This is a genomic window from Rhizobium sp. N122 (assembly GCF_002211295.1).
In the GTDB taxonomy this organism is placed as follows: domain Bacteria; phylum Pseudomonadota; class Alphaproteobacteria; order Rhizobiales; family Rhizobiaceae; genus Rhizobium.
On the sequence record NZ_LOKU01000030.1, the window covers coordinates 14,018 to 39,490 of the forward strand.

Annotated in this window: 23 protein-coding genes; 7 read left to right on the forward strand and 16 right to left on the reverse strand. The window is 61.9% G+C overall.

Going from position 1 to position 25,473, the window contains the following annotated elements; translation table 11 throughout:
- Window positions 1–237 precede the first annotated feature (237 nt).
- Entirely contained in the window at window positions 238–2,214 is a 1,977-nt protein-coding gene (locus ATY75_RS20680) for a phospholipase D-like domain-containing protein (RefSeq protein ID WP_088938988.1), read from the forward strand.
- A gap of 40 nt (window positions 2,215–2,254) precedes the next feature.
- Here ATY75_RS20680 and ATY75_RS20685 read toward each other — a convergent pair whose 3' ends face one another.
- The 4 genes from ATY75_RS20685 to ATY75_RS20700 form a co-directional block, all read right to left on the reverse strand.
- Window positions 2,255–3,178, reverse strand: a complete 924-nt coding sequence (locus ATY75_RS20685; RefSeq protein WP_088938989.1) for a pirin family protein — start codon at window positions 3,176–3,178, stop codon at window positions 2,255–2,257.
- A gap of 115 nt (window positions 3,179–3,293) precedes the next feature.
- Window positions 3,294–4,061: an SDR family oxidoreductase gene (locus tag ATY75_RS20690; protein WP_064837079.1), complete on the reverse strand. Its 768-nt coding sequence runs from the start codon at window positions 4,059–4,061 to the stop codon at window positions 3,294–3,296.
- A 74-nt stretch (window positions 4,062–4,135) separates the two neighbouring features.
- Complete coding sequence (locus tag ATY75_RS20695; protein WP_047613900.1) at window positions 4,136–4,387, reverse strand: exodeoxyribonuclease VII small subunit; 252 nt, start codon at window positions 4,385–4,387, stop codon at window positions 4,136–4,138.
- A gap of 2 nt (window positions 4,388–4,389) precedes the next feature.
- Window positions 4,390–5,325: a histone deacetylase family protein gene (locus ATY75_RS20700; RefSeq protein WP_088938990.1), complete on the reverse strand. Its 936-nt coding sequence runs from the start codon at window positions 5,323–5,325 to the stop codon at window positions 4,390–4,392.
- Between the two features lie 189 nt (window positions 5,326–5,514).
- Between ATY75_RS20700 and ATY75_RS20705 the strand changes: the two genes are divergently transcribed.
- Window positions 5,515–5,916, forward strand: coding sequence for a thioesterase (locus ATY75_RS20705; RefSeq protein ID WP_088938991.1), 402 nt, complete (start codon window positions 5,515–5,517; stop codon window positions 5,914–5,916).
- Here the strand turns inward: ATY75_RS20705 and ATY75_RS20710 are convergent.
- Together ATY75_RS20710 and ATY75_RS20715 are read right to left on the reverse strand one after the other, a co-directional pair.
- Window positions 5,913–6,536 (reverse strand): 2'-5' RNA ligase family protein, encoded by a 624-nt coding sequence (locus ATY75_RS20710; RefSeq protein WP_088939016.1) that lies wholly within the window; start codon window positions 6,534–6,536, stop codon window positions 5,913–5,915. The two genes, ATY75_RS20705 and ATY75_RS20710, sit on opposite strands and share 4 nt — an antisense overlap.
- Before the next feature lie 182 nt (window positions 6,537–6,718).
- On the reverse strand, window positions 6,719–7,105 hold the full coding sequence (locus ATY75_RS20715) for an ectoine synthase (protein ID WP_088938992.1): 387 nt from the start codon (window positions 7,103–7,105) through the stop codon (window positions 6,719–6,721).
- Window positions 7,106–7,344: 239 nt separating this feature from the next.
- Between ATY75_RS20715 and ATY75_RS20720 the strand changes: the two genes are divergently transcribed.
- The 3 genes from ATY75_RS20720 (at window position 7,345) to metG (ending at window position 11,625) form a co-directional block, all read left to right on the forward strand.
- Window positions 7,345–8,238, forward strand: a complete 894-nt coding sequence (locus tag ATY75_RS20720) for a LysR substrate-binding domain-containing protein (protein WP_088938993.1) — start codon at window positions 7,345–7,347, stop codon at window positions 8,236–8,238.
- Window positions 8,239–8,341: 103 nt separating this feature from the next.
- Window positions 8,342–9,499, forward strand: coding sequence for a hypothetical protein (locus tag ATY75_RS20725; protein ID WP_088938994.1), 1,158 nt, complete (start codon window positions 8,342–8,344; stop codon window positions 9,497–9,499).
- Between the two features lie 566 nt (window positions 9,500–10,065).
- Window positions 10,066–11,625, forward strand: a complete 1,560-nt coding sequence (gene metG / locus ATY75_RS20735) for a methionine--tRNA ligase (RefSeq protein WP_088938996.1) — start codon at window positions 10,066–10,068, stop codon at window positions 11,623–11,625.
- 583 nt (window positions 11,626–12,208) lie between these two features.
- On the opposite strand, the gene ATY75_RS20740 is transcribed toward metG, so the two are convergent.
- From ATY75_RS20740 to ATY75_RS20750, 3 genes are read right to left on the reverse strand one after another with little or no spacing between them, the layout of a single operon-like run.
- Complete coding sequence (locus ATY75_RS20740) at window positions 12,209–12,772, reverse strand: biotin transporter BioY (RefSeq protein WP_088939017.1); 564 nt, start codon at window positions 12,770–12,772, stop codon at window positions 12,209–12,211.
- Window positions 12,773–12,796: 24 nt separating this feature from the next.
- Entirely contained in the window at window positions 12,797–13,405 is a 609-nt protein-coding gene (locus ATY75_RS20745) for an energy-coupling factor transporter transmembrane protein EcfT (protein WP_088938997.1), read from the reverse strand.
- Window positions 13,405–14,079 (reverse strand): ABC transporter ATP-binding protein, encoded by a 675-nt coding sequence (locus tag ATY75_RS20750; RefSeq protein WP_088938998.1) that lies wholly within the window; start codon window positions 14,077–14,079, stop codon window positions 13,405–13,407. The genes ATY75_RS20745 and ATY75_RS20750 overlap by 1 nt, the downstream gene beginning before the upstream one ends.
- Before the next feature lie 328 nt (window positions 14,080–14,407).
- Here ATY75_RS20750 and ATY75_RS20755 point away from each other — a divergent pair, with 328 nt between their 5' ends.
- Window positions 14,408–15,598: a winged helix-turn-helix domain-containing protein gene (locus ATY75_RS20755; RefSeq protein WP_088938999.1), complete on the forward strand. Its 1,191-nt coding sequence runs from the start codon at window positions 14,408–14,410 to the stop codon at window positions 15,596–15,598.
- Window positions 15,599–15,767: 169 nt separating this feature from the next.
- Here ATY75_RS20755 and ribB read toward each other — a convergent pair whose 3' ends face one another.
- From ribB to ATY75_RS20770, 3 genes are all read right to left on the reverse strand, one after another.
- Window positions 15,768–16,871: a 3,4-dihydroxy-2-butanone-4-phosphate synthase gene (ribB, locus tag ATY75_RS20760; RefSeq protein ID WP_088939000.1), complete on the reverse strand. Its 1,104-nt coding sequence runs from the start codon at window positions 16,869–16,871 to the stop codon at window positions 15,768–15,770.
- A gap of 8 nt (window positions 16,872–16,879) precedes the next feature.
- Window positions 16,880–17,977 carry a chorismate synthase gene (aroC, locus tag ATY75_RS20765; RefSeq protein ID WP_088939001.1) on the reverse strand — a complete coding sequence of 366 codons (1,098 nt, stop codon included), beginning with the start codon at window positions 17,975–17,977 and terminating at the stop codon, window positions 16,880–16,882.
- 151 nt (window positions 17,978–18,128) lie between these two features.
- Window positions 18,129–21,302 (reverse strand): EAL domain-containing protein, encoded by a 3,174-nt coding sequence (locus tag ATY75_RS20770; RefSeq protein WP_088939002.1) that lies wholly within the window; start codon window positions 21,300–21,302, stop codon window positions 18,129–18,131.
- A 241-nt stretch (window positions 21,303–21,543) separates the two neighbouring features.
- Between ATY75_RS20770 and ATY75_RS20775 the strand changes: the two genes are divergently transcribed.
- A complete protein-coding gene (locus ATY75_RS20775; protein WP_049736051.1) occupies window positions 21,544–21,804 on the forward strand; it encodes a DUF1344 domain-containing protein in 261 nt (86 codons plus the stop codon).
- A gap of 174 nt (window positions 21,805–21,978) precedes the next feature.
- Here ATY75_RS20775 and ATY75_RS20780 read toward each other — a convergent pair whose 3' ends face one another.
- The 4 genes from ATY75_RS20780 to ATY75_RS20795 form a co-directional block, all read right to left on the reverse strand.
- Window positions 21,979–22,569 (reverse strand): histidine phosphatase family protein, encoded by a 591-nt coding sequence (locus ATY75_RS20780; protein WP_088939003.1) that lies wholly within the window; start codon window positions 22,567–22,569, stop codon window positions 21,979–21,981.
- A gap of 21 nt (window positions 22,570–22,590) precedes the next feature.
- Window positions 22,591–23,409, reverse strand: coding sequence for an enoyl-ACP reductase FabI (gene fabI / locus ATY75_RS20785; protein WP_049736024.1), 819 nt, complete (start codon window positions 23,407–23,409; stop codon window positions 22,591–22,593).
- Window positions 23,410–23,531: 122 nt separating this feature from the next.
- Entirely contained in the window at window positions 23,532–24,734 is a 1,203-nt protein-coding gene (locus ATY75_RS20790) for a DnaJ C-terminal domain-containing protein (RefSeq protein WP_088939004.1), read from the reverse strand.
- Window positions 24,735–25,003: 269 nt separating this feature from the next.
- On the reverse strand, window positions 25,004–25,462 hold the full coding sequence (locus ATY75_RS20795) for an RT0821/Lpp0805 family surface protein (protein ID WP_064837105.1): 459 nt from the start codon (window positions 25,460–25,462) through the stop codon (window positions 25,004–25,006).
- Between the last annotated feature and the right edge of the window lie 11 nt (window positions 25,463–25,473).

Here is a 25,473-nt window from a genome sequence, read left to right on the forward strand (position 1 = left end):
AACGAGGCAAAACAAGTGATTTCAGGAACCGAAGGTTTTCACCTTAGAGCATGGCGGAAAAATGTGTGAGCGGTTTCGGGAGATATCACATTCTATTTCCGTGAGTTGCATTCGCCTGATCTCTGCCGGGTCGCGCCCTGGTTTTCCGCCCCGCCGATCGAAGCGCCAAGCGCCGGCGAGCCGCTTGAATATGACACGGAATGGTAGCAATGTTGCCGGGCTGACAGGGGGCGGGCCATGGGAACGATTGTTGCAGCGCATGCCTATGTGAACAACGAGGTCGCTTTCGTAGCCTGGGATATCGACGCCAAGATCGATGGATGTCTCGGCTTCGAAGTCGTCCGCGTCTATCTCGACGAGCAGGGAGACGTGGCGAAAAGACCCGATGGCAGCGAGGACCGGGTGACCTGCGCCGCCTGGGTCGCCTTCAAGGGGCAGCGCAATCCGCACTGGCTGCCGCAGACGACGTCGCTCTGGCCGGTGCAGAAGCTTTCCTGGCGCGACCTGACGCTGCGCAAGCGGCGCAACGAAATGAAACGGCGGCCGGACGAGGTCCGGGTGCGCTACGAGATCCGCCCGCTCGGCGACCTGAAGCCGGGCATGCAGGCAGCCCCCGATCCGACGCCTGCACTCGTCGAGATCAACAAGCGGGATCAAAACGGCAGGCCGATCAGGAAGGCCGACGGCACTTTCGAGAAAATCGCGGTCAAGGCCTATGAGGGCGCCCCGCGGCCGCTCGGTTATCTCGGGCCGGCCGTCGTCACCAACCCGGTCCATGTGACGCGCAAGCGCGGCCAGTTCGAGTCGAGCTTCACCAACGGCATTCTCGCCGCCCAGTGGCTGCGCAACGTCCTGCTGGAGGACGGCGTGAAACAGCCGAACGAGCTGATCGACATGATTTCCAATCCGGAAAACGGCATCCGCAAATATCTGGCCGGCGATGTCATTCCGATGCTCAGGGGTTTCATGAATGCGCCAGGCCGCTTCCTCGTCGCCCTCTACGAACTGGAGGACGAGGAGCTGCTGGCGCTGCTGATTGCCAACAAGGAGAAGCTGCGCATCATCCTCGCCAATACCGGAAAGGTTGGGGACGCCTGGGATGTGCGCAATGCGCATGCACGCCAGGCGCTGATCGAGGCCGGCGTCGAGATTCACCACCGGATGTTCAACAATTCGAGCCAGATCGGCCACAACAAATTCGTCGTGCACATACCACCGAATGGCGCTCCGCGCAGCGTCTTCACCGGCAGCACCAACTGGACGGCGACCGGGCTTGCCGGCCAGTCCAACAATGCGCTGATCGTTCGCAACGACGCGATTGCCGCGGCCTATGTCGGCTATTGGGAGCGGATTCTGGAAGACAATGGAACGCTGGAAGCGCCCGTCGAATTCGATGACGGCATGCCCGACAACCAGCAGAGCAAGAAATTCCGGCGCTCGAACGAGACGCCCTCCATTGTGCCGACAGGCGACGGGACTTCGGTTGAAGCCTGGTTTTCGCCGAACATGCAGAGCCGCAGAAAGGGCAAGGCAACGCCGCCCGATCTTCGTGAAGTCTACCGCCTGATGCGCCGCGCCGAGCACGCGGTGCTGTTTCTGGCCTTCTATCCCGGCCAGTCGGGCAAGGATTGCATCGTCGGCGAGGCGATCGATATCGGCCTCAAGGATCAGAAGCTGATCGTCACCGGCGCCGTTTCAAGCGCCCAGGCCATGCCCAATTATGTCGCCGGCAAGGACCATGATCCCGAGGATCCGGACGATGACGAAGACGCCGTCTCGCCCCACACCTTCGGCGAAGCCAATGTCTCGATCGTCCGGGCCTCGCGCATCGATGACCGCCAGCTTTTAGCCGATTTCGGCGCCGAGGAACTGACCGCCAAGAAAGTGGGCGCCATCATCCACGACAAGGTGCTGGTGATCGATCCCCTGTCGGACGATTGCGTCGTCGTCCTCGGCAGCCACAATCTCGGCTTCAAGGCCTCTTACGCCAATGACGAAAACATGCTGATCGTCAAAGGCGACCGGGCGCTCGCCGAGGCCTATGCCGTCCATATCCTCGACGTCTACGATCACTATCGCTTCCGCGCCGTCGAGGCGGAATTGAAGCGGCAGGGCAAGAAGGGCTGGTCGGGCTTTCTCAACGTCGATGACAGCTGGCAGGATGGCTACGTGAACCGCACCAAGGGCGCGCTGACGCGGTATTTCGCGGGTTGAGAATCCGCAGCCAGTCGTCGGCGGCGCATCGCCGCCGCCGTCACCCTTCCGGCAAAGGCACGAATTCCTCTTCGTCGCCGGGAACGATATCGAAACGGCCGCTGCGCCATTCCTCCTTGGCCTTTTCGATCCGCTCCTTCGAGGAGGAGACAAAATTCCACCAGATATAACGCTTGGAATTCAGCGCCGCGCCGCCGAACAGCATCAGGTGGCAGCCGTCGCCGCCGGCTTCGAGCGTGATCGGATCGCCCGGCCTAAAGACCAGCAACTGGTCGGCGGCGAAGCGGTCGCCCGAGATGACGACCTCGCCGGAGAGCACGTAGACGGCACGTTCTTCATGCGCCGCGCCGAAGGGAAACTTCGCGCCCGTCTGCAGGCTGAGATCGACATAGAGCGTGTCGGAGAACACCCCGACCGGCGATGCCATGCCTTCGAACGAGCCGATGACCACACGCCCGCGCACGCCTGGAGTCTCGATCAGCGGCATTTCGGACTTTTCCGTATGGGCGAAGGAAGGATCGATCTCCTCCTTGTCGTCGGGCAGCGCCAGCCAGGTCTGCAGCCCTGACATCAGCAGCGGGTGGCCACGCAGATTGTCGGGCGTGCGCTCGGAATGCACGATGCCGCGGCCTGCCGTCATCAGGTTGATATCGCCGGGACGGATGACCTTTTCGGTGCCGAGGCTGTCGCGATGGCGGATCTCGCCGTCGAAGAGATAGGTAACCGTCGACAGCCCGATATGCGGATGCGGCTTCACGTCGAGCGCCTCGTTGGGCTTCAGGATCGCCGGCCCCATGCGGTCGAAGAAGATGAACGGCCCGACGAGGCGCCGCTGCCGCGTCGGCAGCGCCCGCCGCACCTGAAAGCCGCCGATATCGCTGGTGCGCGGAATGATCAGGTTCTCGATCGCATCACAGGCGAAGGCATCGCCGGGCAGGGGATCTTTTCCGGGAAAGAAGGACATGACGGATCTCCGATCTGAGGCGCCGCTGCAGCACTTTGATCGCTGCAGCGTCGCATTGCCCACAGATAGCGCTTAGAGCCCCGCCCGTCCAATCGGGCGTTGCGCCCGCCCTGTCTCAAATCGCCGTAAAACCGTTGTCGACGAAGAGGTGGGCGCCATTGACAAAGTTCGATTCGTCGCTGGCGAGGTAAAGGGCGGCCCGCGCCACATCCTCGGGCTCGCCGATCCGGCCCTGCTGGGCGGCGATGGCGGCATCCGAGACATCGACGCCGAGCGCCTGCAGGTCCGCCACCTCGCGCAGGCCGTGCGGCGTGCGGATGAAGCCGGGGCAGACGGCGTTGCAGCGGATGTTGCGGTCGCGGAATTCCACTGCGATGGCACGGGCAAACATATGCACGGCGCCCTTGGTGGTGTCGTAAAGCACTTCCATCGGCGTGGCGGCGACCGCCGAGATCGACGAGGTGCAGACGATCGATCCGCCGCCAGCGGCAATCATCTTCGGCAGCACCGCCTTGGTCATCAGAAACATCGAGCGCACATTGACGGCGTGCAGCCAGTCCCATTCCTCAAGCGTCGTTTCCAGGAAGGGTTTGATGACGATCGTGCCGGCATGGTTGAAAAGTACGGTCACCGCGCCATAACGTTCCTCGACGCCGGCGACGGCTGCTTTGACAGCGGCTTCATCCGAGACATCCGCCGTCCAGCAATCAGCCTCGCCGCCGGCATCGCGGATCGCCTTGACGGTCTCGGCGGCTGCTTCGCCATTGCGGTCGATAATGGCGACACGCGCGCCTTCAGCCGCAAACAGCTTCGAGGCCGCACCGCCCATGCCGGTCGCGCCGCCAGAGATGATGGCGACCTTGCCCTTCAATCTATCCGTCATTTGTCTGTCCCCTCATGGTTCTGGAGGGGATCATAGATCGGCCGCAAGCCGATCGCCAAGCGCCTTCGATCCGCTCAGGCCCCGTCCAGCGGCTCGACGGCCTGCGGCTTGCCGGCGCGGTCGAGCCGGATCTTCTCGATGCGATTTTCGGCGGCCGAAAGCAGCGTCTCGCAATGTTTCTTCAGCGCTTCGCCGCGCTCATAGATCTCGATCGATTCATCCAGCGCCACGTCGCCGCGTTCCAGCCGGGCGACGATGCTTTCGAGTTCGGCCACCGCCTTTTCGAAGGAAAGGCCCGATACCTCAGGCTTGGCGCTGTCAGTCATTCTCAACCCTTCATCATTCGCAGAATATGCATGCCCGCCGATTCGGCGAGGCCTTCGAGATCATAACCGCCTTCGAGCAGGCTGACGACCCGGTTCTTCGCGTAGCGATCGGCGAACTCCAGGACCCGCCCGGTCGCCCAGTCGAAATCCTCGCCCGTCAGATTGATCTGCGCTAAGGGATCGCGGTGATGGGCGTCGAAGCCGGCGGAGATGATGACGAGATCCGGCCGGAAATCGGCAACGGCCGGCAGCACGCGCGATTTGAACGCCTCGCGGAAATGGTCGCTGCCGACATTCGGCGAGAGCGGCGCATTGACGATGGTATTGTGTTTGCCCTTTTCGTCTTTGGCGCCGCTGCCGGGGTAAAGCGGCATCTGATGCGTCGAACAGAACAGCACCGAGGGGTCGTCCCAGAAAATATCCTGGGTGCCGTTGCCGTGGTGCACGTCCCAGTCGATGATGGCGACGCGTTCGGCGCCATGCCGCTTCTGCGCATGGCGGGCGGCGATCGCCGCATTGTTGAAGAAGCAGAAGCCCATCGCCGTCATCTTTTCGGCATGGTGCCCGGGCGGCCGGGCGGCGACGAAGACATTGTCGGCGGCGCCGGAAAAGACGTCGTCCACCGCCGCCATCGCCCCGCCGATCCCGGTCAGCGCCGCCTGCAGGCTTTTGGGACTGGCATAGGTATCGGCTTCGAGCTGGTTGATCCGGTCTTCTTCCTCGGGGATCTCCCGCATCACGGCTTTGAGATGCTCTTCCGGATGGGCCAGCAGCACCGCATCCGCGCTCGCTTCGGGCGCCTGCCGGCGCTCCAGCCGCTCGAAATTCGGATGTTCGAGCGCGACATTGATGGCGCGGATCCGGTCCGATCGCTCCGGATGGCCGGCCGGCGTCACATGTTCCAGGAAGATCGGATGTTCATAAAGACGGGTGCTCATGGAGACACTCTATCGGTCGCTTATGTCATGTTCCACAGCAGATGGGGCATCGCCTGACGATTTCAACAAGCGCTCCTGCCGCGCCATCTCGCCGCCGGCGGCATTATAAATTCCTGTCATCTCAGCCGTTTACTTCGAAAAACCGCGTGCTACTGTCATAGACGGGGAATTTTGTAGGCAGAGTTGTTGATGAGTCAGTCTAAACGCCCGGGTGTGACGGAAATACATGTGCCGTTTCGCGATGTCGATATGACCGGCCGGATGTTCCTGGCCTCCTATATTTCTTATGCCGAATCCGTCATTGCAAGCTTCTGGTCGTCGCGGCCCGAGGTCGAGGACGAACCGGTCTACAGCGCCACCAAGATTACCTGCGTTCTTCACCGCCCGCTGCATTACGACGAGCCGGCCCTTTTTACCGCCGCCGTTGACAAAATCGGCGTGCGCTCCATCGGCTTCATCGTCTCGATCGATACGGGGGAGGAACGCGCCGCCGAGGTGGAGATCATCTGGCAGGCCCGCAGCGGCGAGGATAAGCAGCCGGTGTCTCTGCCGGAGGAGACGCGGGACTGGCTCTATGGGTTTCTGGATTAAAACCTGTCATTCGCGCTTTTGCCGCAGAGAAGCGGTGCGCTGAGTATATTGGTTTCGACATTTGGATAAACGCGCTCTTCCAGTAAAGTGAGGGATCCAGCCCGCACGCCTATCGGCAAACAACCGGTGTCGAAGCCGACCGCCGGCACCGGCTCTTCGGCAAAAAACCGGAACAGTGTTATGTGCGCTATATTGGGCGGGCTTGGATGCCACTGTTCGAAGCAGATGGCCTGTGAAATGGCCGAACGAAGCCGGCGCAATTCCGCCGGTTCTTCCGCTTTCACGAAGACAGCGGCTTCCGAAACCGCCACCTCGTCAAAATCAAGGTCAAACGATGGGGTCTGTTCGACCAGTCTCTCGACGACCTCCGTCCATCTTTCTCCGTTGCGCTTCCAGACCTCCTCGTTCGGAATGCTGAATTGGGCCGTGGCATCGATCAGGGTGGCGATCGTCATGTGCAGGCTTGTGGCCGGGACGCGCAAGAGCGGCGCTCCACTGTCTCGCTCGAGCCTGTCTTGCAAGTCGCAAAGCTTTGACAGTGCCTCGTGATCGGGCAAAAAGTGCAGGTGAAAGGCGCAGTGCCGTTTGAACCACAGCGTGTCGATCTTCGTGCGGATCACGGCGGCAGACCCTTCCATCCGATGCGGGGCACGCCGCACCGAGAGCGTGCAATTCCGCCCTTGGCTATCACATCGCCGAACCGTTCGCCAAGGATGGCAGGCAGCTGCCGAAGATCGACGATGATGGTGACGGCTTGAAATCGCTCAGGGCGATTGCCGCGCTCCCGCTTGGTTCGCCCGGCTCAGTATTCCGAACCGCTTCTGTTGTTCAGATCGTGACGTTCCGTCCCTTTCAGGGGCGGATTGAAGACGCTGACAAGAATGAGGTCCTTGTTCTTGCCGCCCCGCAAATAGTGGCGATCATGTTGATCGAGGACGTAGATGTCGCCGACGCGGATCGGAAAGACGTTGCCGTCCATATCCTCGACCTCGCCTTCTCCCTGGATGCAGTAGCAGGCCTCCAGGTGGTTGCGATACTGCAGCAGGGCCTGCGTGTTGGCGCGAACGACCGTGTGGCAGACGGTAAATCCCATCCCGTCATCATTCGTCAGCAGGCGATGGCTGGTGCCATTGCCCCAATCGACGAAGCGCTCGGTCTGCTCCACATCTTTCAGGCTTCTCACAAACATAGTCTTTCTCCTCGTCAATGATGGAGGCTTCCGATCTCCATGATCCATTAGGCCCTGGAATCCACACCCGCTTCAAATGATCAAAATTGCGAAATATGTTAGAATAAATTACATGTAGTGCGTAAGCTCGACGCGTGGCGAGCTGATGCAGATTTCCACTCCGCCATCTGAAAGGCTGAATAGGTTTTGACATTTCGGTGAAGCATGAATTCTGCAGGTCATGTAAGGAATTCGAACAGATGCAACTGCCGCCGCTGAACGCCTTGAGAGCCTTCGAAGCGACCGCCCGGCTCATGAGCCTCTCGAAGGCCGGAGACGAGCTGCATGTGACCCACGCCGCGATCAGTCATCAGCTCAAACATCTGGAGGCGTGGCTCGGACGCAAGCTGCTGCAGAAATCCGGGCGCGGCGTTGCGCTGACCCCGGCGGGCAGCGAATATTATCTGGCGATCTCCGGCGCCTTGGCAGCCATAGCCCATGCAACGGGCAATATGCGCAGAGACCACAATATGCGCTCGATCACCGTCGGATGCATCCCGTCGATCGCGTCGCGCTGGCTGGTTCCGGCGCTGCCGTCCTTCCGGGAGAGCGATCCCGACCTCGACGTCAGGATCGTCTATGCAAAAGCGGAAGAGCGCTTCGATGACGAAAGCCTGGACGTTCTCATCACCATGGGAGACGACCTGTCGGCAGGACGGGAGAGCCGTTTGCTGTTCTCCCGGCGCAACCAGCCGGTGGCGAGCCTTCATTATCTGGCAAAGCGGAATTGGACTGTCGATAGCGTTCCCTTTGCCGCGGCCGACCTGCTGCACGACGAATCCGTCGACGGCTGGAAAGAATGGTTCCGAAAGACTGAGATAAAGGCACCCGAGCCGGTTCGCGGGCCGATATTCCAGGACTTCAACATTCTTGCCACGGCGGTGATCGCCGGGCATGGGGTGGCATTATGCCCGGTCGAAGTGTTTCGGCGAGAGATCTATCGCGGCGACCTCGTCGTGCTTTCGGACATCTCGACGGCAGAGACCCAGGGATATTACCTGATCACCAGCGCGTGGGCGAAAAAGCCGGTGCGCCGTTTTGCGGAATGGTTCACAAAGGAATGCCGATCCGCTGAGCCGCCGGTCATCGAATAAGCCGTCAAGTCGGGCCCTCGATGCACTGATGAAGACATTCAGAGAAGCGGCCGGCGCCAACGGGCGCGGTCGAGCAGAGCGACGAAAGCCGCGAGCATAACGCTTGGAATCAAACGTCTTGCGTCACAAGCGACCGTTTGAGGAGAATATTTTTACGCCCATTGATCTGCAGTTGTTGGTGACCCAAAATCAGCTAATGACCAAATCAGATATCTTGTCACCCGATTTTCGAAAATCGCTCGCTGCCGTTGGTGAACGCCTGCATAGTGGCCGAAGCGTCAAAGCTGAGCTTCCTGCCGTTTTGGCCCACATGTCCGCTCTCCCGGCCGCATCGATCAGCCAAGCCGATCCGGAGATCGCGGCAGTTGCAAATCTAACTCGTTGGCGTCCTAAGCCCGCATGGCTTGACAAGCTATTTTGGCGTCATCTCTCAGATAGAGAACAATTATTGAGATTGCCCGATCTCAGTTATCTGTTCATATTTCACCGCGACGGGCGAATGAGGGAAGCTGCTCTCCAGAGGATAACCGGGGCACTGGAGAGTCCTTTTCTGTTCGCTGCTGTCGCTATGCGTCTGAATGACTGGGCTCAGCCGGTTCGCGTTGCCGCGTTCGCCTGTGCGAAACGCTGTTTCCCGCTGACGTCGGCCGAGGTGATCGCCAATGCCGCGGCCTCCCTGGTTCTGCACCAGGACAGTTGGGGACGATGGGATGTTGAGCGGCAAGCGATGGAAGAAACGCTGGCAAGGCCTGACGTCGCTGAAGGGCTGGCATATATCCTCTGCGAAGGGCAAACCGGACCTGTTTCTCGGATTTTTCGTCTCGTGCTGAAGAATAGTTCGATGGATCCCCATTTACCGCAATTGGCGGCGAACGCGAGAGAACCTTGGGTCCGTGCCGTGGCGGTTCAAGCCATCGCGGACATGCGCGCAGCTTGGCTCGTTGGTAGGGAGTGGCAGTGGGTGGACAAGTCTATGGGACTAAGGACGAGGACGCCTAAATTCGATTTTCGCGATATCAAGCTCTCAATCGACCAAGCAGGAGTCATTAGAGCTGCGGCTTCAGATGCATCGCCGATTGTCCGGCGTGCTGCATTGACGGCGGTTATTCAGCACTGGGGCGGAAGCCGCGAGGCTCAGGAACTTGCGTTGACGTTGAGATCTGATCCGAGCCCTTCAGTGAGAGAGCGGGCCGTCTTCATCTTATCGAGGATAAGTGAATCTGTTGCTCCGCATGACCGCATCGGGATACCTTCGCGATAGACGGGCGAAGATTGGGCGATACCGTTGAAAACTTGGGCACCCGACATCAACTTATTTCGAGCTATGGCCTGCACCTCGCAAAATGGTGCGCGTCATTGGACCTACTGATCGCCCTTCACATGTGGAGTTTTCGGTGAAAGACAAGCAAGAGAAAGGGGGGTGGGATACCAATGACGTGGTGACGTTCATGTACGGAAAATACAACGGCGCACTCCTACTGGCGTTGCGGGATTTTTGGAAAGCACTTTGTTCAGCTTGGCCTGACAAGCGAAATCCTCCCGTGTCTCCCGATCGTCGAGAAGAACCTTAAGACTAAGTACCCGTTTTGATGATCAAACGGGCGGGTGGAAAAGCGCAGCGGCTCAACCGACGCTTGTTCGAAACCGTCCTTGATGCTAGAAAGTGGCATGGACAACAACGTGATCAGCATTTCCGTGATGATGATGCCGCGCTCATAGCGTGGCGGGTTTCGTGCGTCCATAATGCACCAGCGACCGCCCTCGAGGCGGTTTTTTCATGGGTCGATCCGTCTCGCCGGCAACTACAGCCTTCGAAAGGAAACGCCGATGAACGAGATCTACATCACCACCTCCATCCCCTACGTCAATGCCGCGCCGCATGTGGGCTTTGCCCTCGAACTCGTCCAGGCCGATGCCTATGCCCGTCATTTCAGGCTTCTCGGCCACGACGTCAGGCTTCAGTGCGGGACCGACGACAACAGCCTGAAGAATGTCAGGTCGGCGGAAGCCGCGGGACTGCCCGTGGAGGAATTCGTCGATGCGAATGCAGACCGGTTCGAGCGCCTGGGCCGCCAACTCGATATCTCCAACGAGGAATTCGTGCGGACCTCCCGCGATCCCCGGCACGCTGCCTGCGTCCATGTCTTGTGGAGAGCATGCGCTGAAAATGGCGACCTTTACCGCAAGGCCTATGAAGGCCTCTATTGCGTTGACTGCGAGCAGTTCTACGAGCCGTCGGAACTCGATGACGGGTGCTGCCCGGAACATGGCATTGCCCTTGAGGTTGTCCGCGAGGAGAACTGGTTCTTCCGTCTCTCCCGATATGGCGGCCGGCTTCTCGAACTCGTCGAGGCCGGCGAACTTCGGATCGTTCCAGGCCATCGGCGCAACGAGATTCTTGCCCTGCTACGGCGCGGCCTGACCGACATCAGCGTGTCGCGCAGCGCCGAACGGGCGCGAGGCTGGGGCGTTCCGGTTCCCGACGGCGAAGAGCCCAGTGGAGGTGAGGTCGTCTACGTATGGTTCGATGCCTTGGCGAACTATCTCACAGGCCTGGGTCACGGGTCCGATCGGGCGCTCCTGCATCGCTACTGGAACGGCGGAGAACGTATCCATGTCGTGGGCAAGGGCATTTCCAAGTTCCACGGCATCTACTGGCCGGCCATCTTGCTCTCCGCCGGCCTGCCGCCTCCATCGTCGATCTTCGTGCACGGCTACGTCACGCTGGGCGGCAGGAAGATCGGCAAGTCGGCCGGCAACGGCATCGATCCGGAAGGCGTCATCGACGCCTACGGAACGCCGGATGCACTGCGATATTACCTGCTCAGGCATATACGCTCGGGAGATGATGGCGACTTCTCCAGCGAACGTCTCGAGGCCGCATGGTCGGGAGAGCTCGCAGGCCAGCTCGGAAATCTCGCCAACCGGATGCTTGCCCTTCTACATCAGTCTTTCGACGGCATCGTACCGCCCGTGCCGAACAGCGAGTTCGTGCAGCAAGCCGCCCGCCTTCCGGGGAAGGTGGCGGAGGCTTTCGAGGGCTACGAGCTCCATATCGGCCTCGCCGACATTTTTGAGTTTGTCGGCGAGGCGAACCGGCGGTTTACAAAGCAGGCGCCATGGGCGGATGCGAAAACGCTGCTTGGTCATCCCTCTCCGCAGGATCGCAAGGCGACCGCCGAACGTCTCGGCGCCTGCCTGGCCGAGCAGGTCTACGGCCTTGCGACCGTTGCCCGCTGTCTTCTCCCGTTTCTACCAGGCTCGGCCGCAACGCTGCATTCCAGGCTGGGAATAGCGTCTCCTAGTCTCTATCGGGATACTCTAGTCGTGGCAGGGGTCAAAGCCGCCCCGCACGCCGTGCTCTTTCCCCGAAGGGCGACAGCTTGAATTAACCCAGCGCCGGCCTTGGGTGTAGCGCAGAGTCGGGGCCGCCTGGCGGTGACAAGAGAGGGCATTTCGACGCGATCCCGGATGTCATAAAAGTTTCATATTGGAGCAATTGCCGGGATCGGCAAAATAATCTATTATTTAAATAGGGAAACAGGATTTCCCGATGCAAACGGAAGGATACTGATTGGACACATTTTTCTCGGACGCCATGCCCCTCGCATGCTTCGTCCTGGTTTTTGCCCTGATAATCGTGAGTGGCAAGCGCAGTTCAGGAAGCTCCGGCGATGGCGGGGGAGGCTGGTTTGACGCCTCGGACGACGGTGGTTGTGATGGCGGCGGCGACGGGGGTGGAGGAGACTAGATCAAACTGAAATCGATAGAATGCCCGACCGCCTCAAGGCGGTTTTTTGTTGCCTGCGTTTCAGGCCGTATCTTGTTCGCAGCAAGCTTTCCTTCCTCAATCCATCGGCATCGAGACGCAGAGCCTGCGCTGCAGGCAAGCGGTTTTGGCGTGCCGCAAACGCAAATGGCCGCCTTCGAGGAAGACGGCCATTGATGATATGAAGGGCGACTTGGGCGCTTATGCGCGCGCCGGCAGCAGGGGATAGCCGACCATGACGGCGCGGCCGAGGAGGGCTGCGGCGAAAGCCTTGATGACGTCGCCCGGAATGAAGGCCATCGAGCCGACGAAGGCTTTGGTGAAGCCGAGGCCGGCGACGGTGGCGAGATAGGCGATGCCGAAGGCATAGAGCACGACGACCCCGCCGACCATGGCGGCGAGGAAGAAACTCACCGTCTGCACCAGGCCGGATTGGCCGTGATTGACCAGGCGCTCGCTGAGATAGCCGGTGACGAAGGCGCCGAAGATCCAGCCGACGAGAAAGCCGGCCGACGGCGAGGCGAAGATGGCAAGGCCGCCGCGGCCGCCGGAGAGCACCGGCAGGCCGATGGCGACGAGCAGCAGCACGATCAGCACCGCAATCGCGCCGCGGCGGGCGCCGAGCACGACACCGGCCATCATGACGCCAAGCGATTGGGCGGTGATCGGCACCGGAATGAAGCCGAGGGAAATCGGCGGCAGCAGGCCGAGCGCCACGATGATCGCGGCGAAGAGGGCGGTAAGGACGAGGTCGCGGGTGCTCATCATGAACTCCGTGGTTAAAATTGGTTAACTTCCATGCCGTCGAATACGGCGCGCGTCAATCGCCGCGGCGACATTATCCGCATCCCTGAGCGTCAGGATGATCAGCGGCGCAAGCAGCGTCGTCGGCCGGGCCTTCAGCCCGCGCGCCTTGTGGGCCTCGCGGATCGCCTGATAACGGCCGACAATATCGGGCACGAAACGCAGGACGAGCCCGAGCGCCAGGCCGATATCGTCGGCCTGCACCCAGCCGGTGCGCTCCAGCGGGCGGGCGAGCGCCGTCACCTCGTCGATGAAGGCGGTGATCGACGTCGTCGCCGTCACGGCGGCGGCAAAAAGCATCAGCGCTGTCAGCCGCAGCACCGGCACGAGTGCCGCCTGCCAGGGATTGAAAAGGAGATTGAAGAGCGCCACGACCACAATGGTCAGGAAGACCGGCCGCAGCCGCCGCAGGCCCTCGCCGAGCGGCAGGCCGGTCGTGCGGTAGACGACCGCCGTCAGCACCACAAGGCCGCAAAGCAGGGCGATGTTCTGGCTGATGAACAGCACGATGCCGAACACCGCAAGCGACACCAGCTTGATTCGCGGCGAAAGCCGGTGCATCGGGCTGTTGCCTTCGACATAGAGCGATTGCATCAGGCGGCGATCTCCCTGTAGCGGGCGATCGCCTCGGTCGCCGGCGCATCGGCGGCGAGCCGCCCTTGATGAAACACCAGCACCCGCTCGAAATCGGCGATCAGCTCCAGATCGTGGGTGATGACGATGGCGCTTTCCGGCAGCCCGGCGATAATCCGCTCGACCAGTGCCCGGTTCTTCAGGTCGAGCTGGTTTGTGGGTTCGTCGAGGATGAGAATGCCGGGTCCCGTCACCAGCACCGAGCAGAGGGCCGCCACCTGCAGCTCGCCGCCGGAAAGCTCGTGCGCCCGGCGGTCGGCGAGCGCTTCGGCCCCGAAACGGGCGAGAACACGCTCGACCTTCGCCTCGATCTCCGCCTTGCTGAAACCGTGCCGCTTCAGCCCGAAGGCGATGTCGTCCCGGACGATCGGCAGGATGATCTGGTTCTGCGGCGACTGGAAGATGAAGCCGACATCGACTGCGGCAGCCTTGTCGTCGGCCGTGTCGCGGCCATTGACGGTGACACGTCCGACCGTCGGCTTGGTCAGCCCGTTGATCAGCCGCGCAAAGGTGGTCTTGCCCGAGCCGTTCAGCCCGATGACGCCGATGCGTTTGCCGCTGATGCCGAGCGTCAGCGGCTCCAGCGCCACCCGCGCCCCGAAACTGACCCCGGCCCCTTCGAATCGTATGTCCAAACCAGTTCCTCGCATTTTTCATCGGAGGAGATTGCCGATGCCGGCCCCTCATCCGCCTGCCGGCACTTTCTCCCCGTAAACGGGGCGAAGGGACCATGCCGCGACCTCTCCATTCCCACCAAACCTCTCGTAGGACACGTCCCCTCTCCCCGCGAGCGGGGGTCCGGAGGACGGGGCGAGACGAGTGGCTCGACCCCGGTAGGTTAGGGTGAGGGGCAGCCATTCGCGCCAACCTGACAGCAGCGCTTCTATACGGGTAATCGAGGGTGATGAAGAGCAAATCTCGATATCGGGTGGCTAGGAAGATTTTCCGCGATATGATGCCCTCATGACGAATCTGCTTTCCAATTCCGACGCCCGCCGGGTCTTCCTCGCCAAGCAGGGCCTCAGCGCTCCGCCGAATCGCGCCTTGACCAAGGAGGGCCTGCTGCAGCTCATCCGTGAGCTGGGTTTCGTCCAGGTGGACAGCATCCAGACGGTGGAACGGGCGCATCACCAGATCCTGTTTTCGCGCAACCAGACCTACAGGCGCGAACATCTGACCGCGCTGCTCGAAAAGGACGGCACGCTGTTCGAGCACTGGACGCATGACGCCTCCATTCTGCCGAGCGCCTTTTTCGTCTATTGGAAGCACAAGTTCCGCCACCAGGAGAAGGTCATCATCGAGCGCTGGCGCAAATGGCGCGGCGAGGGTTTCGAGACGGCGTTCGAGGAGACCTACGAGCGCGTTGCGCGCGACGGCGCCATCCTGGCGCGTGACATCAAGGCCGACGGTCACGTCTCCGGCGGCTGGTGGAACTGGCATCCGAACAAGACGGCGCTCGAATATTTCTGGCACACCGGCAAGTTCGCCATCGCCGGCCGCTCGAACTTCCAGAAGATCTATGATCTCACCGAGCGCGTCATTCCTGCCGAATTCCGCGAGCCGGAGGTGAGCCGCGAGGAGTTTATCGACTGGGCCTGCCGCAGCGCCCTCGGCCGCCTCGGCTTTGCCACCCATGGCGAAATATCGGCCTTCTGGAGCCTCGTCTCGCCGGAGGAAGCCAAGGCCTGGGTATCAGCTCATCGCAACGAGCTGATCGAGGTGCTGATCGAACCGGCGCTCGGGGCCAAGTCGCGCCCCTCCTGGGCCTTTGCCGATTTCCTCTCGACGCTCGACAGCTATCCCGGCGCACCGCCGCGCATCCGCGTGCTCAGCCCCTTCGACCCGATGATCCGCGACCGCAACCGCACCGAACGCCTGTTCGGCTTCTTCTACCGCATCGAGATTTTCGTGCCCGAGCCGAAGCGCGAATATGGCTATTACGTCTTCCCGCTGCTCGAAGGCGACCGGCTGATCGGCCGCATCGACATGAAGGCGGACCGGAAGAAATCGACGCTCGATGTCAGGCGGCTGTGGCTGGAGCCGGGTGTGAAGGCGTCAGCGGGGCGGCTGGAGCGGCTGGAGGCGGAGCTCGAGCGGGTCGCACGGTTTGCCGGCGTGGAGAAGGTGGTGTTGCTGGAGGGGTGGAGAGGATAAAGCCCCTCCCCAACCTTTCCCCACAAGGGGGAGGGACTAACTCGCGGCCGGGTCTTGCGACCAAATTACGCTGCCACAAGCTGCATCGTCGGGGATGAAATGCGACGGCGCCACACGATAGTCCCTCCCCCTTGTGGGGAGGGGTTGGGGAGGGGTCTTTCTCCGAGCCTCAGCAAATCTCCGTCTTGCTGATCTTGATCCCGAAACCTTCCAGGCCGACATAGTGGCGCTCGCGGCTGGTCAGCAGCTTGATCGAGCTGACGCCGAGGTCCTTGAGGATCTGGGCGCCGAGGCCGATTTCCAGCCATTCGCTGTCGCGGCTCTGGGCTTCGGCATGGGCTTCGCGGCCCTGGTTGCGGGCCTTGCGGCCGTTGTCGTGGTGGCCGACGCCGACGGAGCCCTCGCGCAGGTAGACGATGACGCCGCGGCCTTCCTCGGAAATCTTCTGCATGTAGAAATCGACCGGGCTGTTCTTGCCGAACAGATCCTCGGCGACATTCTCCGGATGCAGGCGCACCGGGATGTCGACGCCGTCACGGATGTCGCCGAAGACGACGGCGAGATGCTGCATCGGGTCCCAGGGCAGGGCATAGGTATGGGCCTTGGCCTTGCCGAAGGGCGTGTCGATGTCGAAGCTCGTGCCGTGCTCGACCAGCGTTTCCTTGCGCTGGCGATAGGCGATGAGATCGGCGACGGAGACGAGCTTCAGCCCGTGCTTCTCGGCGAAATCGACCACCTGCGGCCCGCGCGTGACGGTGCCGTCATCATTGACGAGTTCGGAGATGACGCCGATCGGCGGCAGGCCGGCAAGCTTGCAGAGGTCGACGGCCGCTTCCGTATGGCCGGAGCGCATCAGCACGCCGCCTTCGCGCGAAACCAGCGGGAAGATGTGGCCGGGGCGGACGAAATCGGCGGCGCCGACATTCGGATTGGCGAGGTTGCGCACTGTCAGCGTCCGGTCGTCGGCTGAGATGCCTGTGGTCGTGCCGTGCTTGAAATCGACCGAGACGGTGAAGGCGGTCGTGTGGGCCGAATCGTTTTCCGCCACCATGGCGTTGAGGTTGAGGCGCTTGGCCTCCTCCTTCGGCATCGGCGCGCAGACGATGCCGGAGGTGTGGCGCACGATGAAGGCCATCTTCTCCGGCGTCGTGTGCACGGCGGCGACGATCAGGTCGCCCTCGTTCTCCCGGTCATTGTCGTCCATGACGACGACGATTTCACCGGCCTCGAAGGCCCTGATGGCGTCGACAACGCGTTTCTGATCGTAAGACATGGACGCTCCTATTTCAGCCGGCCGGTCTGGCCGCGGTCGCGAAGATAATGATCGGCGATGGCGCAGGCGACCATCGCCTCGCCGATCGGCACAGCGCGGATGCCGACGCAGGGGTCGTGCCGGCCCTTGGTGCGGACATCGACATTCTTGCCGTCGGCATCGATCGACTGGCGTTCGGTCAGGATCGACGAGGTCGGCTTGACGGCGAACCGCGCCACGACCGGCTGCCCGGTCGAGATCCCGCCGAGAATACCGCCGGCATTGTTGGAAAGAAAGATTGGCGTGCCGTCATTGCCCATGCGCATCTCGTCGGCATTGTCTTCGCCCGATGTTTCGGCGGCGGCAAAACCATTGCCGATCTCCACGCCCTTGACGGCGTTGATCGACATCAGCAGCGAGGCGATGTCCTGGTCGAGCTTGGCATAGATCGGCGCGCCGAGACCGGCCGGCACGCCCTCGGCGACCACTTCGACGACGGCGCCGATCGACGAGCCGGCCTTGCGGATGCCGTCGAGATATTCCTCCCACACAGGCACGATCGCCGCATCGGGGGAGAAGAACGGGTTCTGGCCGACCTGGTCCCAGTCCCACTTGCGCCGGTCGATCTTGTGCTTGCCGATCTGCACCAGGGCGCCGCGCACGGTCACACCGGGCACGACGAGGCGGGCAATGCCGCCGGCGGCAACCCGTGCTGCGGTCTCGCGCGCCGAGGAGCGGCCGCCGCCGCGATAGTCGCGAATGCCGTATTTCAGATCATAGGTAAAATCGGCGTGGCCGGGGCGGTATTGCCGGGCGATCTCGCCGTAATCCTTGGAGCGCTGGTCGGTGTTTTCGATCAGCATCGAGATCGGCGTGCCCGTTGTCGTCATCGTCTCGCCGTCGGCGTCGAGCATGACGCCGGACAGGACCTTCACCAGGTCGTCCTCGCGCCGCTGTGTGACGAAGCGGGATTGGCCCGGCTTGCGCTTGTCGAGCCAGACCTGGAGATCCGCGAGCGTGAAGCGCAGCCCCGGAGGGCAGCCGTCGACGACGCAGCCGAGCGCCGGACCATGGCTTTCGCCCCAGGTGGTTACGCGGAAGAGGTGACCGAATGTATTGTGCGACATGTGTTCCCACGGTGGCGCGCCAAAGCCGGCCGCGCCATTGCTTGAAAAGGCGCGACACTCATAGGCCAAAAAACCGTCGAGGCAAAAGCCTTTCTTTGCGTCAAACCGGCAGCGGCGGAAATGCTGTTCCGTCCCTGTCAGAGGAAGCCGGTCAGGATGCCAGCCGCCATCCCGTTCCGGTGGCCTCGGTGGTGAAATCCTCGAAGGAGAGCGGCCGCGAGAAGGCGTAGCCTTGCAGGATATCGCAGCCGAGATCGCGCAGCAGTTCGGCATGGGCCGCCGTCTCGACGCCTTCGGCCACCGTCTCGACGCCGAGCGAGCGGGCAATGTCGATGATCGAGCGGACCAGCGCCCGTTCCTGCGTGGCGCCGACGATCGGCTGCACCAACTGACGATCGATCTTCAGCCGCTTGGGCTTCAGCTTCAGCAGGCTGACGATCGAGGTATGGCCGGTGCCGAAATCGTCGATCTCGATATCGATGCCGAGCGCCTTGATGCGCTCGAGATTGTGCGAGGCGACATCCTCGCTCTCGTCGAGGAAGATCGATTCCACCAGTTCGAAGGAAAGTTCGCCGGGGCGGATATGCAGGTCGGCGAGCGATTCCAGCAGGCTGCCGTCATGCAGCCGCCGCGCCGAGACATTGACCGAGACCTTGGGCACGGCAATGCCCAGCGCCGTCCAGCGCATTCTGTCGCGCAGCGCCGTTTCCAGCACGATCCGGTCGAGCATCTGCACGACATTGATCTCGTCGGCGATGCGCAGGAACCGGTCGGGCGCGAGCCAACCCTTGGATGGATGCTTCCAGCGCACCAGCGCCTCCACCCCTGTCAGTTCCATCGTCCGGGCGGAGAATTGCGGCTGATACCAGGCGGTGAATTCGCCATTGTCGATGCCGGCGAGGATCTCGTCGGCGGTGCGTTTGGTGTTGACGATATCGGCCTGGAGATTGTGGTTGAAGAATTCGAAGCGGTTGCGGCCCATGCTCTTGGCGCGGTAGAGCGCGATATCGGCATTGATCAGCACCTTGCGCGCATCGACATGAATGCCGTTGGCAAGTGCGATGCCGATCGACACCCCGCAGCGGCAGGCAAAACCCTGGAAATCGATCGGCTGGCGCATCTCCTCGATGATCCTGGCCGAAAGCTCGGCCATCTCCTGATCGCCGACATCGACGGCGAGGATGACGAATTCGTCGCCGCCGATGCGCGCCACGAGATCGCTGCCGCGGACATTCTTGGCGAGCACCTTCGAGGCGTGCACCAGCATCGCATCGCCGGCGGCATGGCCGAGCGTGTCGTTGATCTCCTTGAAGCGGTCGAGGTCGATGTGCAGGATCGAGAATTTCTGCCGCTGCCGGCGGCCGTCATTGGTCAGCTCTTCCAGCGCGATATCGAGCTTGCGGCGATTGGCGAGCGCGGTCAGCGGGTCGTGCAGCGAATTGTGCTCGATCCTGTTCTTGGCGAGCTCGAGCTCGATATTCTTGGCAACGGCCTCGTCCTTGGCCGCCTTCAGCCGGATCGTCATCAGCACGTCTTCAGTGGCATCGAAGGCGATGCCCATGATCTTCATTTCGCCGGTCCCCGTCTGGTGGACCTTGCCGACCGAGCGCACATAGCGCACCGCGCCGTTATCGACGATCACCCGGCAGACCAGGGTGTGGGTATCGCCGTTCTTCTTGAAGTAGCGGGCGCTTTCGAGCGCCAGGCCGCGATCCTCGGGGTGGATGCAGCCAAGCCAGGTCTCCTCGGTCATGAAGCCGTTGCGCGGCGCAAGCCCGTAGAGTTCGTGCATGCGCTCGTTCCAGATCGAGCCGCCCCGGTCGGGTCGCGCTTCCCAGATGCCGCATTGATAGGAATTGAGCGCCAGGTCGAGCCGGCTCGACAGTTCGGCCAGCTGCCCCTCGCGGCTGGAAAGCTCTTCAAGCGCCAACTCCAGCTCGGCATTCTTGACCTCGCTCATATCTTTCGCCTTGCGCAGCGTGTCGGTCGTCTCCGCATCGACGGTCACGTCCCAGACGATGCCGATCGTCTTGCTGACGCCGCCGGCATCCGTATAGAAGGCGCCGACCGAGCGCAGATGCCGGATTCCGCCATCGGCAAGCAGGATGCGGTATTGCGCCGTACAGGCGGTGCCGGCGATGCTGCAGCTGAAGAAATGCACTTCGGCAATGTCGCGGTCCTCGGGCAGGATCGCCGCCAGCCATTCGTCGAGCGCCCGGCTGCCCTCCTGCGCCGGCTTGCCGTGCAGGGCCGCTGCGCGCGCATCCCAAAGCAGGCTGCTCGAATGATCCTGCAGTTCCCAGATGCCGATATTCGAGGATTTCAGCGCCAGATCGAGCCGCTGCGACAGTTCCTTGAGTTTCGTCTCGCGCGTCTCCAGCTCGGTGATGTTGCGATTGCGCTCGCCGAGCAGGAGGGTTGCGAAGAAGATCGGGATGATGATGATGCAGCCGGCGGCAAGGACGATCAGGCGCAGCTCGGTTCGGTTTTCCGGAATCGCGTTCCAGCCGCTGTTGGGGACGACGGAGAGTTCCCACTTGCCGCCGGCAAAGCCGATCTTCTGGCGCATCGGATTCTTGTCGTCGATCTCGGACGACCCGAAGAACGGCGCGGCTGTCGCGCCCCTCGCCGGTGAGCCGATATCCCGGATGGCGATCGAAAGATGGTTGAGATGCGGAAAACGTTCCCGGTTTTCGCGGTCGCGCGCCGGCATCAGCCCGGTCGCCTCGTAGAACATCTGCTGGTCGATGACGAGCTCGACCGCCCCCCAGAGCCGCCGCTGGCCGTTCTCCTTGACGAAGACCGGGAAGAATATGGCAAAGCCGTCCCGGCCGTCGGTGCGGACAGGGCCATAAAAGCGCGCCGACAGATCGGCGGCCGCCGGCGTCATTGCCTGGCGTGAAAACAGCGTTGCGCGCACGTCGCGGCCGATCTCCTCATTGCCGGGTAGCCTGGGATAGACGTTGTCGATGATGAAATCCGGTGCGACGGCGATGTGAATGAAGGACGGATTCTGGATCAGCAGCCAGTTGATCTGCCGCTCCATCTCCTCTCCGTTTGCGGCGCTGACGGAGATCAGATTGGCAAGGTCGCGGACCATGCTGAGATCCATATTGATCTCAGCCATCACCCGGGCGCGGATGAGGTTCGCCTCGCTTTCGGTGCGGATATGAAGTTCGCGCCCATAAGATTGAGTATTGGCCCGGTCGAGGCCGAAGCCGACCATGATGACGACAAGGGCGACAAGCGATGAAACCAGAAACGAGACGCGGGTATTCTTCAACACGCGCCGTAACTGCTTGTTGTCGCTCAGCCTGGATAACAAAACGAAACTCCCATCTTCCGGGCGACTTTAGGCCGTGGGAGTTAATTTACGATTGCCCCGAGACGATGCCAAAAATCATGGAAAGGGAAAATCAGCGGTTAACGCTATGTCTTGATTATATTTAAAATCCTATTCATCAATTAGGCGGGAAAAGCCATTCTTACGGGCAATTTTCGCCATATTCAGGAGGCTATGTGTGGCCAGTCATATTCTCGTGCAGCGTTTCAAAAGGATTGCCGCCATGCGTTTCGTCGTCGCCACGCTTTTGGCAACAGCAAGTTTCCTGTCGCCGATGAGCGGTTTTGCCGAGAGCGCCGATGTCGAGGCGACGATCAAGAAGGTCGACACCGCCAATCTCGTGCTGACGCTTGATGACGGCAAGACCTATCAGGCGCCCGAGGAATTCAATTTCGACGGGCTGGCGGCCGGCGTGAAGGTCATCGTCTTCTACACCGAAGTCGACGGCAAGCGCGTCATCAACGATCTCGATATCGTCAAGTAGGGCCGCTTCTGGAGAATGGTAAGGTGAGGTTCGCGCCAATGGCTGCCCCTCACCCTCGCCCTCTCCCCGTAAAACGGGGCGAGGGGACGTGCCCTGCGAGACGCCAGTGGGGAACGAGAGGTTGCGGCACACCCCCTTCGCCCCGTTTACGGGGAGAAGGTGCCGGCAGGCGCCCTACAGCCAGACGATCGTCCGCTCGCCGGTGTCGATCCTGACGATCTGGTCCTGTGGGATGCCGCCTTCCGCGGCACTGGTTTTCGGCAGGTCGGCGATCATCTGGAACAGCGTGCGGATGACGCCGCCGTGGGTGACGCAGACCGTTGGGCGGTCGACGGATTGCAGCCATGAGCCGGTGCGCCAGGAGAGAATCTCGTAGCTTTCCGCGTCGTCGCCGGGCGGGATGAAATCCCATTTCGAGTCGTTGCGTTCGGCCACCCGCTCACGCTGCGTCGCCTTCAGCTCCTTGAGCGTCGAGCCCTCCCAGTCGCCGAAGGAAATCTCCACCAGTCTCGGATCGGTGCGATAGGCAAGCGGCGGCAGGCCCATGGCGGCGCGGACGATTTCCATCGTCGCGCGCGTGCGCCCGAGCGGGCTTGCGACGAAATCGAATTCGCCGACTCTGTCGCCGAGAATTTCGCCAAGCGCCAGCCCGTTCTGCCGGGCCTGTTCTAGGCCCGTGGCATTCATCGGGATATCCTTCTGGCCTTGCAGGCGGCGCTCGGCATTCCAGTCGGTCTGACCGTGTCTGATCACGTAGATAAGCACGGGTCTCGGCTCCGGAATGCTTCAGTCCTTGACGACCGAAATGTCGGGCGCGTCGACCGCTTTCATGCCGATGACATGATAGCCGCTGTCGGCATGGTGGACTTCGCCGGTGACGGAGCGCGACAGGTCCGACAGCAGATAGAGGCCGACATCGCCGACTTCCTCGATGGTGACGGTGCGGCGCAGCGGCGCGTTATATTCGTTCCACTTCAGAATGTAGCGGAAATCGCCGATGCCGGAGGCGGCAAGCGTCTTGATCGGGCCGGCCGAGACGGCGTTGACGCGGATGTTCTGCGGTCCGAGGTCGACGGCCAGATATTTGACGCTCGCTTCGAGCGCGGCCTTGGCGACGCCCATGACGTTATAGTTCGGCATCACCTTTTCGGCGCCGTAATAGGTCAGCGTCAGCATGGCGCCGCCATCCGTCATCAGCTTCTCGGCGCGGCGTGCGACCGAGGTGAAGGAATAGACGGAAATCTGCATCGTCTTGGCGAAATTGTCGGCCGAGGTGTCGACGTAACGGCCGGTCAGCTCGTCCTTGTCGGAGAAGCCGATCGCGTGCACGAGGAAATCGATCTTGCCCCAGAGCTTTTCGACGTTTGCGAAAACCTCGTCGATGGTGGCTTCGTCGGCAACGTCGCAGTGGCCGACCAGCGTCGCGCCGATTTCGGCGGCGAGCGGCTCGACGCGCTTCTTCAGCGCATCGCCCTGGTAGGTGAGCGCGACTTCTCCGCCCTGCGCATGAATGGCCTTGGCAATACCCCACGCAATCGAGCGATTGTTGGCGACACCCATGATGACGCCGCGTTTGCCTGCCATGAGGCCGGATGCTTGAGCCATATTTCGCTCCCTAGGAATTCTGATCGATCCTGCCTATGGCATAGGCCGCTAATCGGTTCAAGCTTGGCCTGGATCATCAACTGTTAGGTATCGTAACAAAGGGTGCGAAAGTCATAAATATTTCACAGGAACAGGCCTTCGCGCATGCTCCGCATGAGATCGGTGACTTTGTCGTCGGGCTTTTCCCACAGGATAATGCGCAATTCGACGACGAGATCGCCCCTGCCGCCCTCTTCGCGGGGCAATCCCTGGCCGGGGATTTTGATCGTCTTGTCGGAGCCCGACCACGCTGGGATAGTAACGTTGAGCGGCCCGCTCGGTCCCTCGATGCGCGCCTCGGTGCCGAGCACGGCATTTTCGATGCTGAGCGGCAGCACGGCATGCAGATCGAAACCGTCGACGGTGAAGCGCGGATCGGGCGCAATGCGAATGTTGATGACGGCATCGCCCCGCTGCATGCCCGGCAGCTTGAAGCCCTGTCCCTTGAGCCGCAGCTCGTGACCATCCTTGGTGCCGGGCGGCAACGCGAAACCGATCTCGCGACCCTCTGGCAGTGAGGCGGTGATCCAGCCGCTCTTCAGCACGTCGTCGATCGTCACCGTCGCCGTCGCCACCTCGTCGGGTGCTTTTTCGAGGCCCGTATCCTTGGCGCCGGTGAACCGGCGCACCAGGGATGTCAGGATGCTGAGCGGCAGCGGCAGGTTGGCGCCGGCATTGCCTGCCATCTCGGCGGCGTCTTCGTCGCCCGTGGCGTCGGCCTCGGCGGCGTCGCCATCCACGCGCCTGCCGGCCTCGCTCGCCTGCTGGCTCTGGGTCTGTTGGTTCTGGGCCTGCTGGTTCTGGGCCTGCTGATATTGCGCCTGCTGCGCGCGGCCCTGCGCCTGGCCGCCGGCAGCGCGTGCCTGGGCGCCGAAAATGCGCTCGACCATCTCGTCGGCCGGCTCGGCCGAACCTGCCTGTTGTCTGGCGCTCTCGGCGGCCGCCTTCTGGGCGGCGCGTGCAAGCTCTTCCATCACCCGCTCGGCATTGGCCTGCGCTGCCTTGGCGCGCACGGCAGCCTCGCGCGCAGCCTGGCGCTGCTGCATGATCGTCTGTTCCTGCTTCTTGGTTTCCGCCATCCGCATGGCATTGTCGAACAGGCTGCGTTTGCGCGGGTCCTTCAATGTTTCATAGGCGCGGCCGATCTCGGCGAACCGGGCCGTCGCCGTCGGGTCCCCCTGATTGTGGTCGGGATGGGCCGATTTGGCCATGTTGCGCCAGGCCGCCTTGATCTCGTCTGCCGCCGCGTCGCGTTTGACGCCCAGAATTTTATAAGGATCGCGCATGTCAAACCGCCGGTGTTGCGATGCGGGAAGCCACGTCCTTGCCCGGCATCCCGAAATCCCAAATCAAAGCCAATATCAACTCGTGACGCGCCATCCCGCCGCAACGGCAAGGACAGCCACTCTCAACCCCGATCGTGCGCGGGAGTTGCTAATCACTTCTTATTTCCATGGAGAGATGTGGAGTGTTTTGCGCTGAATGGTTAGCTCTTTGCTAAGCATTCGGCAGAGAGCCGTCAGGCGTTAACCTGTCGGGCCGGATCGGCTTCCGATCAGCTTTCCGGCTGGAAGCTTAGCAGCTGCCAGTTGCCGCCGCCGACGAGGCAGGTCTTGCCGTAGAATTTAGCGATGCCGACATAGGAATGCCGCGTCGTGCGGAACTGGCGGCAGACCTGGCCTGATTCGTTGTTCTCGACGATCGTATCGATGACGCCGGCACTGCCCGTCGATGCATTCGCCCAGGGAAGCGGCTGGCCCTCGAGCCTTTGCACATCGGCCGAGGTCACGGCATTGCGCACGGTCATCTCGTCCGACAGCGTATCGGTGCTCGGCGGCGTCTGCGGCACGGTGCCGGTTGCCACCGACCGGTCGACCTTGGCTTCACTGAGAAAATCCATGCCGCCTGCCAGGCAGCCGGAAAGCGAAAGCATGGCAACGCCGATGACGAAGAACGCGCAGCTGCGTTGCCGCAGGCTCTTTGTATGGCGATATGACTTTGCTATGACTTCCACCCTGCATCCTG

Coding starts and splice junctions, on each gene's coding strand:
- ATY75_RS20700 (WP_088938990.1), bottom strand. CDS start 5,325: ATGAGCACCCGTCTTTATGAACATCCGATCTTCCTGGAACATGTGACG.
- fabI (WP_049736024.1), bottom strand. CDS start 23,409: ATGGCTCAAGCATCCGGCCTCATGGCAGGCAAACGCGGCGTCATCATG.
- ATY75_RS20695 (WP_047613900.1), bottom strand. CDS start 4,387: ATGACTGACAGCGCCAAGCCTGAGGTATCGGGCCTTTCCTTCGAAAAG.
- ATY75_RS20690 (WP_064837079.1), bottom strand. CDS start 4,061: ATGACGGATAGATTGAAGGGCAAGGTCGCCATCATCTCTGGCGGCGCG.
- aroC (WP_088939001.1), bottom strand. CDS start 17,977: ATGTCGCACAATACATTCGGTCACCTCTTCCGCGTAACCACCTGGGGC.
- ATY75_RS20745 (WP_088938997.1), bottom strand. CDS start 13,405: ATGCAATCGCTCTATGTCGAAGGCAACAGCCCGATGCACCGGCTTTCG.
- ATY75_RS20715 (WP_088938992.1), bottom strand. CDS start 7,105: ATGTTTGTGAGAAGCCTGAAAGATGTGGAGCAGACCGAGCGCTTCGTC.
- ATY75_RS20720 (WP_088938993.1), top strand. CDS start 7,345: ATGCAACTGCCGCCGCTGAACGCCTTGAGAGCCTTCGAAGCGACCGCC.
- ATY75_RS20685 (WP_088938989.1), bottom strand. CDS start 3,178: ATGTCCTTCTTTCCCGGAAAAGATCCCCTGCCCGGCGATGCCTTCGCC.
- metG (WP_088938996.1), top strand. CDS start 10,066: ATGAACGAGATCTACATCACCACCTCCATCCCCTACGTCAATGCCGCG.
- ATY75_RS20790 (WP_088939004.1), bottom strand. CDS start 24,734: ATGCGCGATCCTTATAAAATTCTGGGCGTCAAACGCGACGCGGCGGCA.
- ATY75_RS20680 (WP_088938988.1), top strand. CDS start 238: ATGGGAACGATTGTTGCAGCGCATGCCTATGTGAACAACGAGGTCGCT.
- ATY75_RS20705 (WP_088938991.1), top strand. CDS start 5,515: ATGAGTCAGTCTAAACGCCCGGGTGTGACGGAAATACATGTGCCGTTT.
- ATY75_RS20740 (WP_088939017.1), bottom strand. CDS start 12,772: ATGAGCACCCGCGACCTCGTCCTTACCGCCCTCTTCGCCGCGATCATC.
- ATY75_RS20775 (WP_049736051.1), top strand. CDS start 21,544: ATGCGTTTCGTCGTCGCCACGCTTTTGGCAACAGCAAGTTTCCTGTCG.
- ribB (WP_088939000.1), bottom strand. CDS start 16,871: ATGTCTTACGATCAGAAACGCGTTGTCGACGCCATCAGGGCCTTCGAG.
- ATY75_RS20755 (WP_088938999.1), top strand. CDS start 14,408: ATGACGAATCTGCTTTCCAATTCCGACGCCCGCCGGGTCTTCCTCGCC.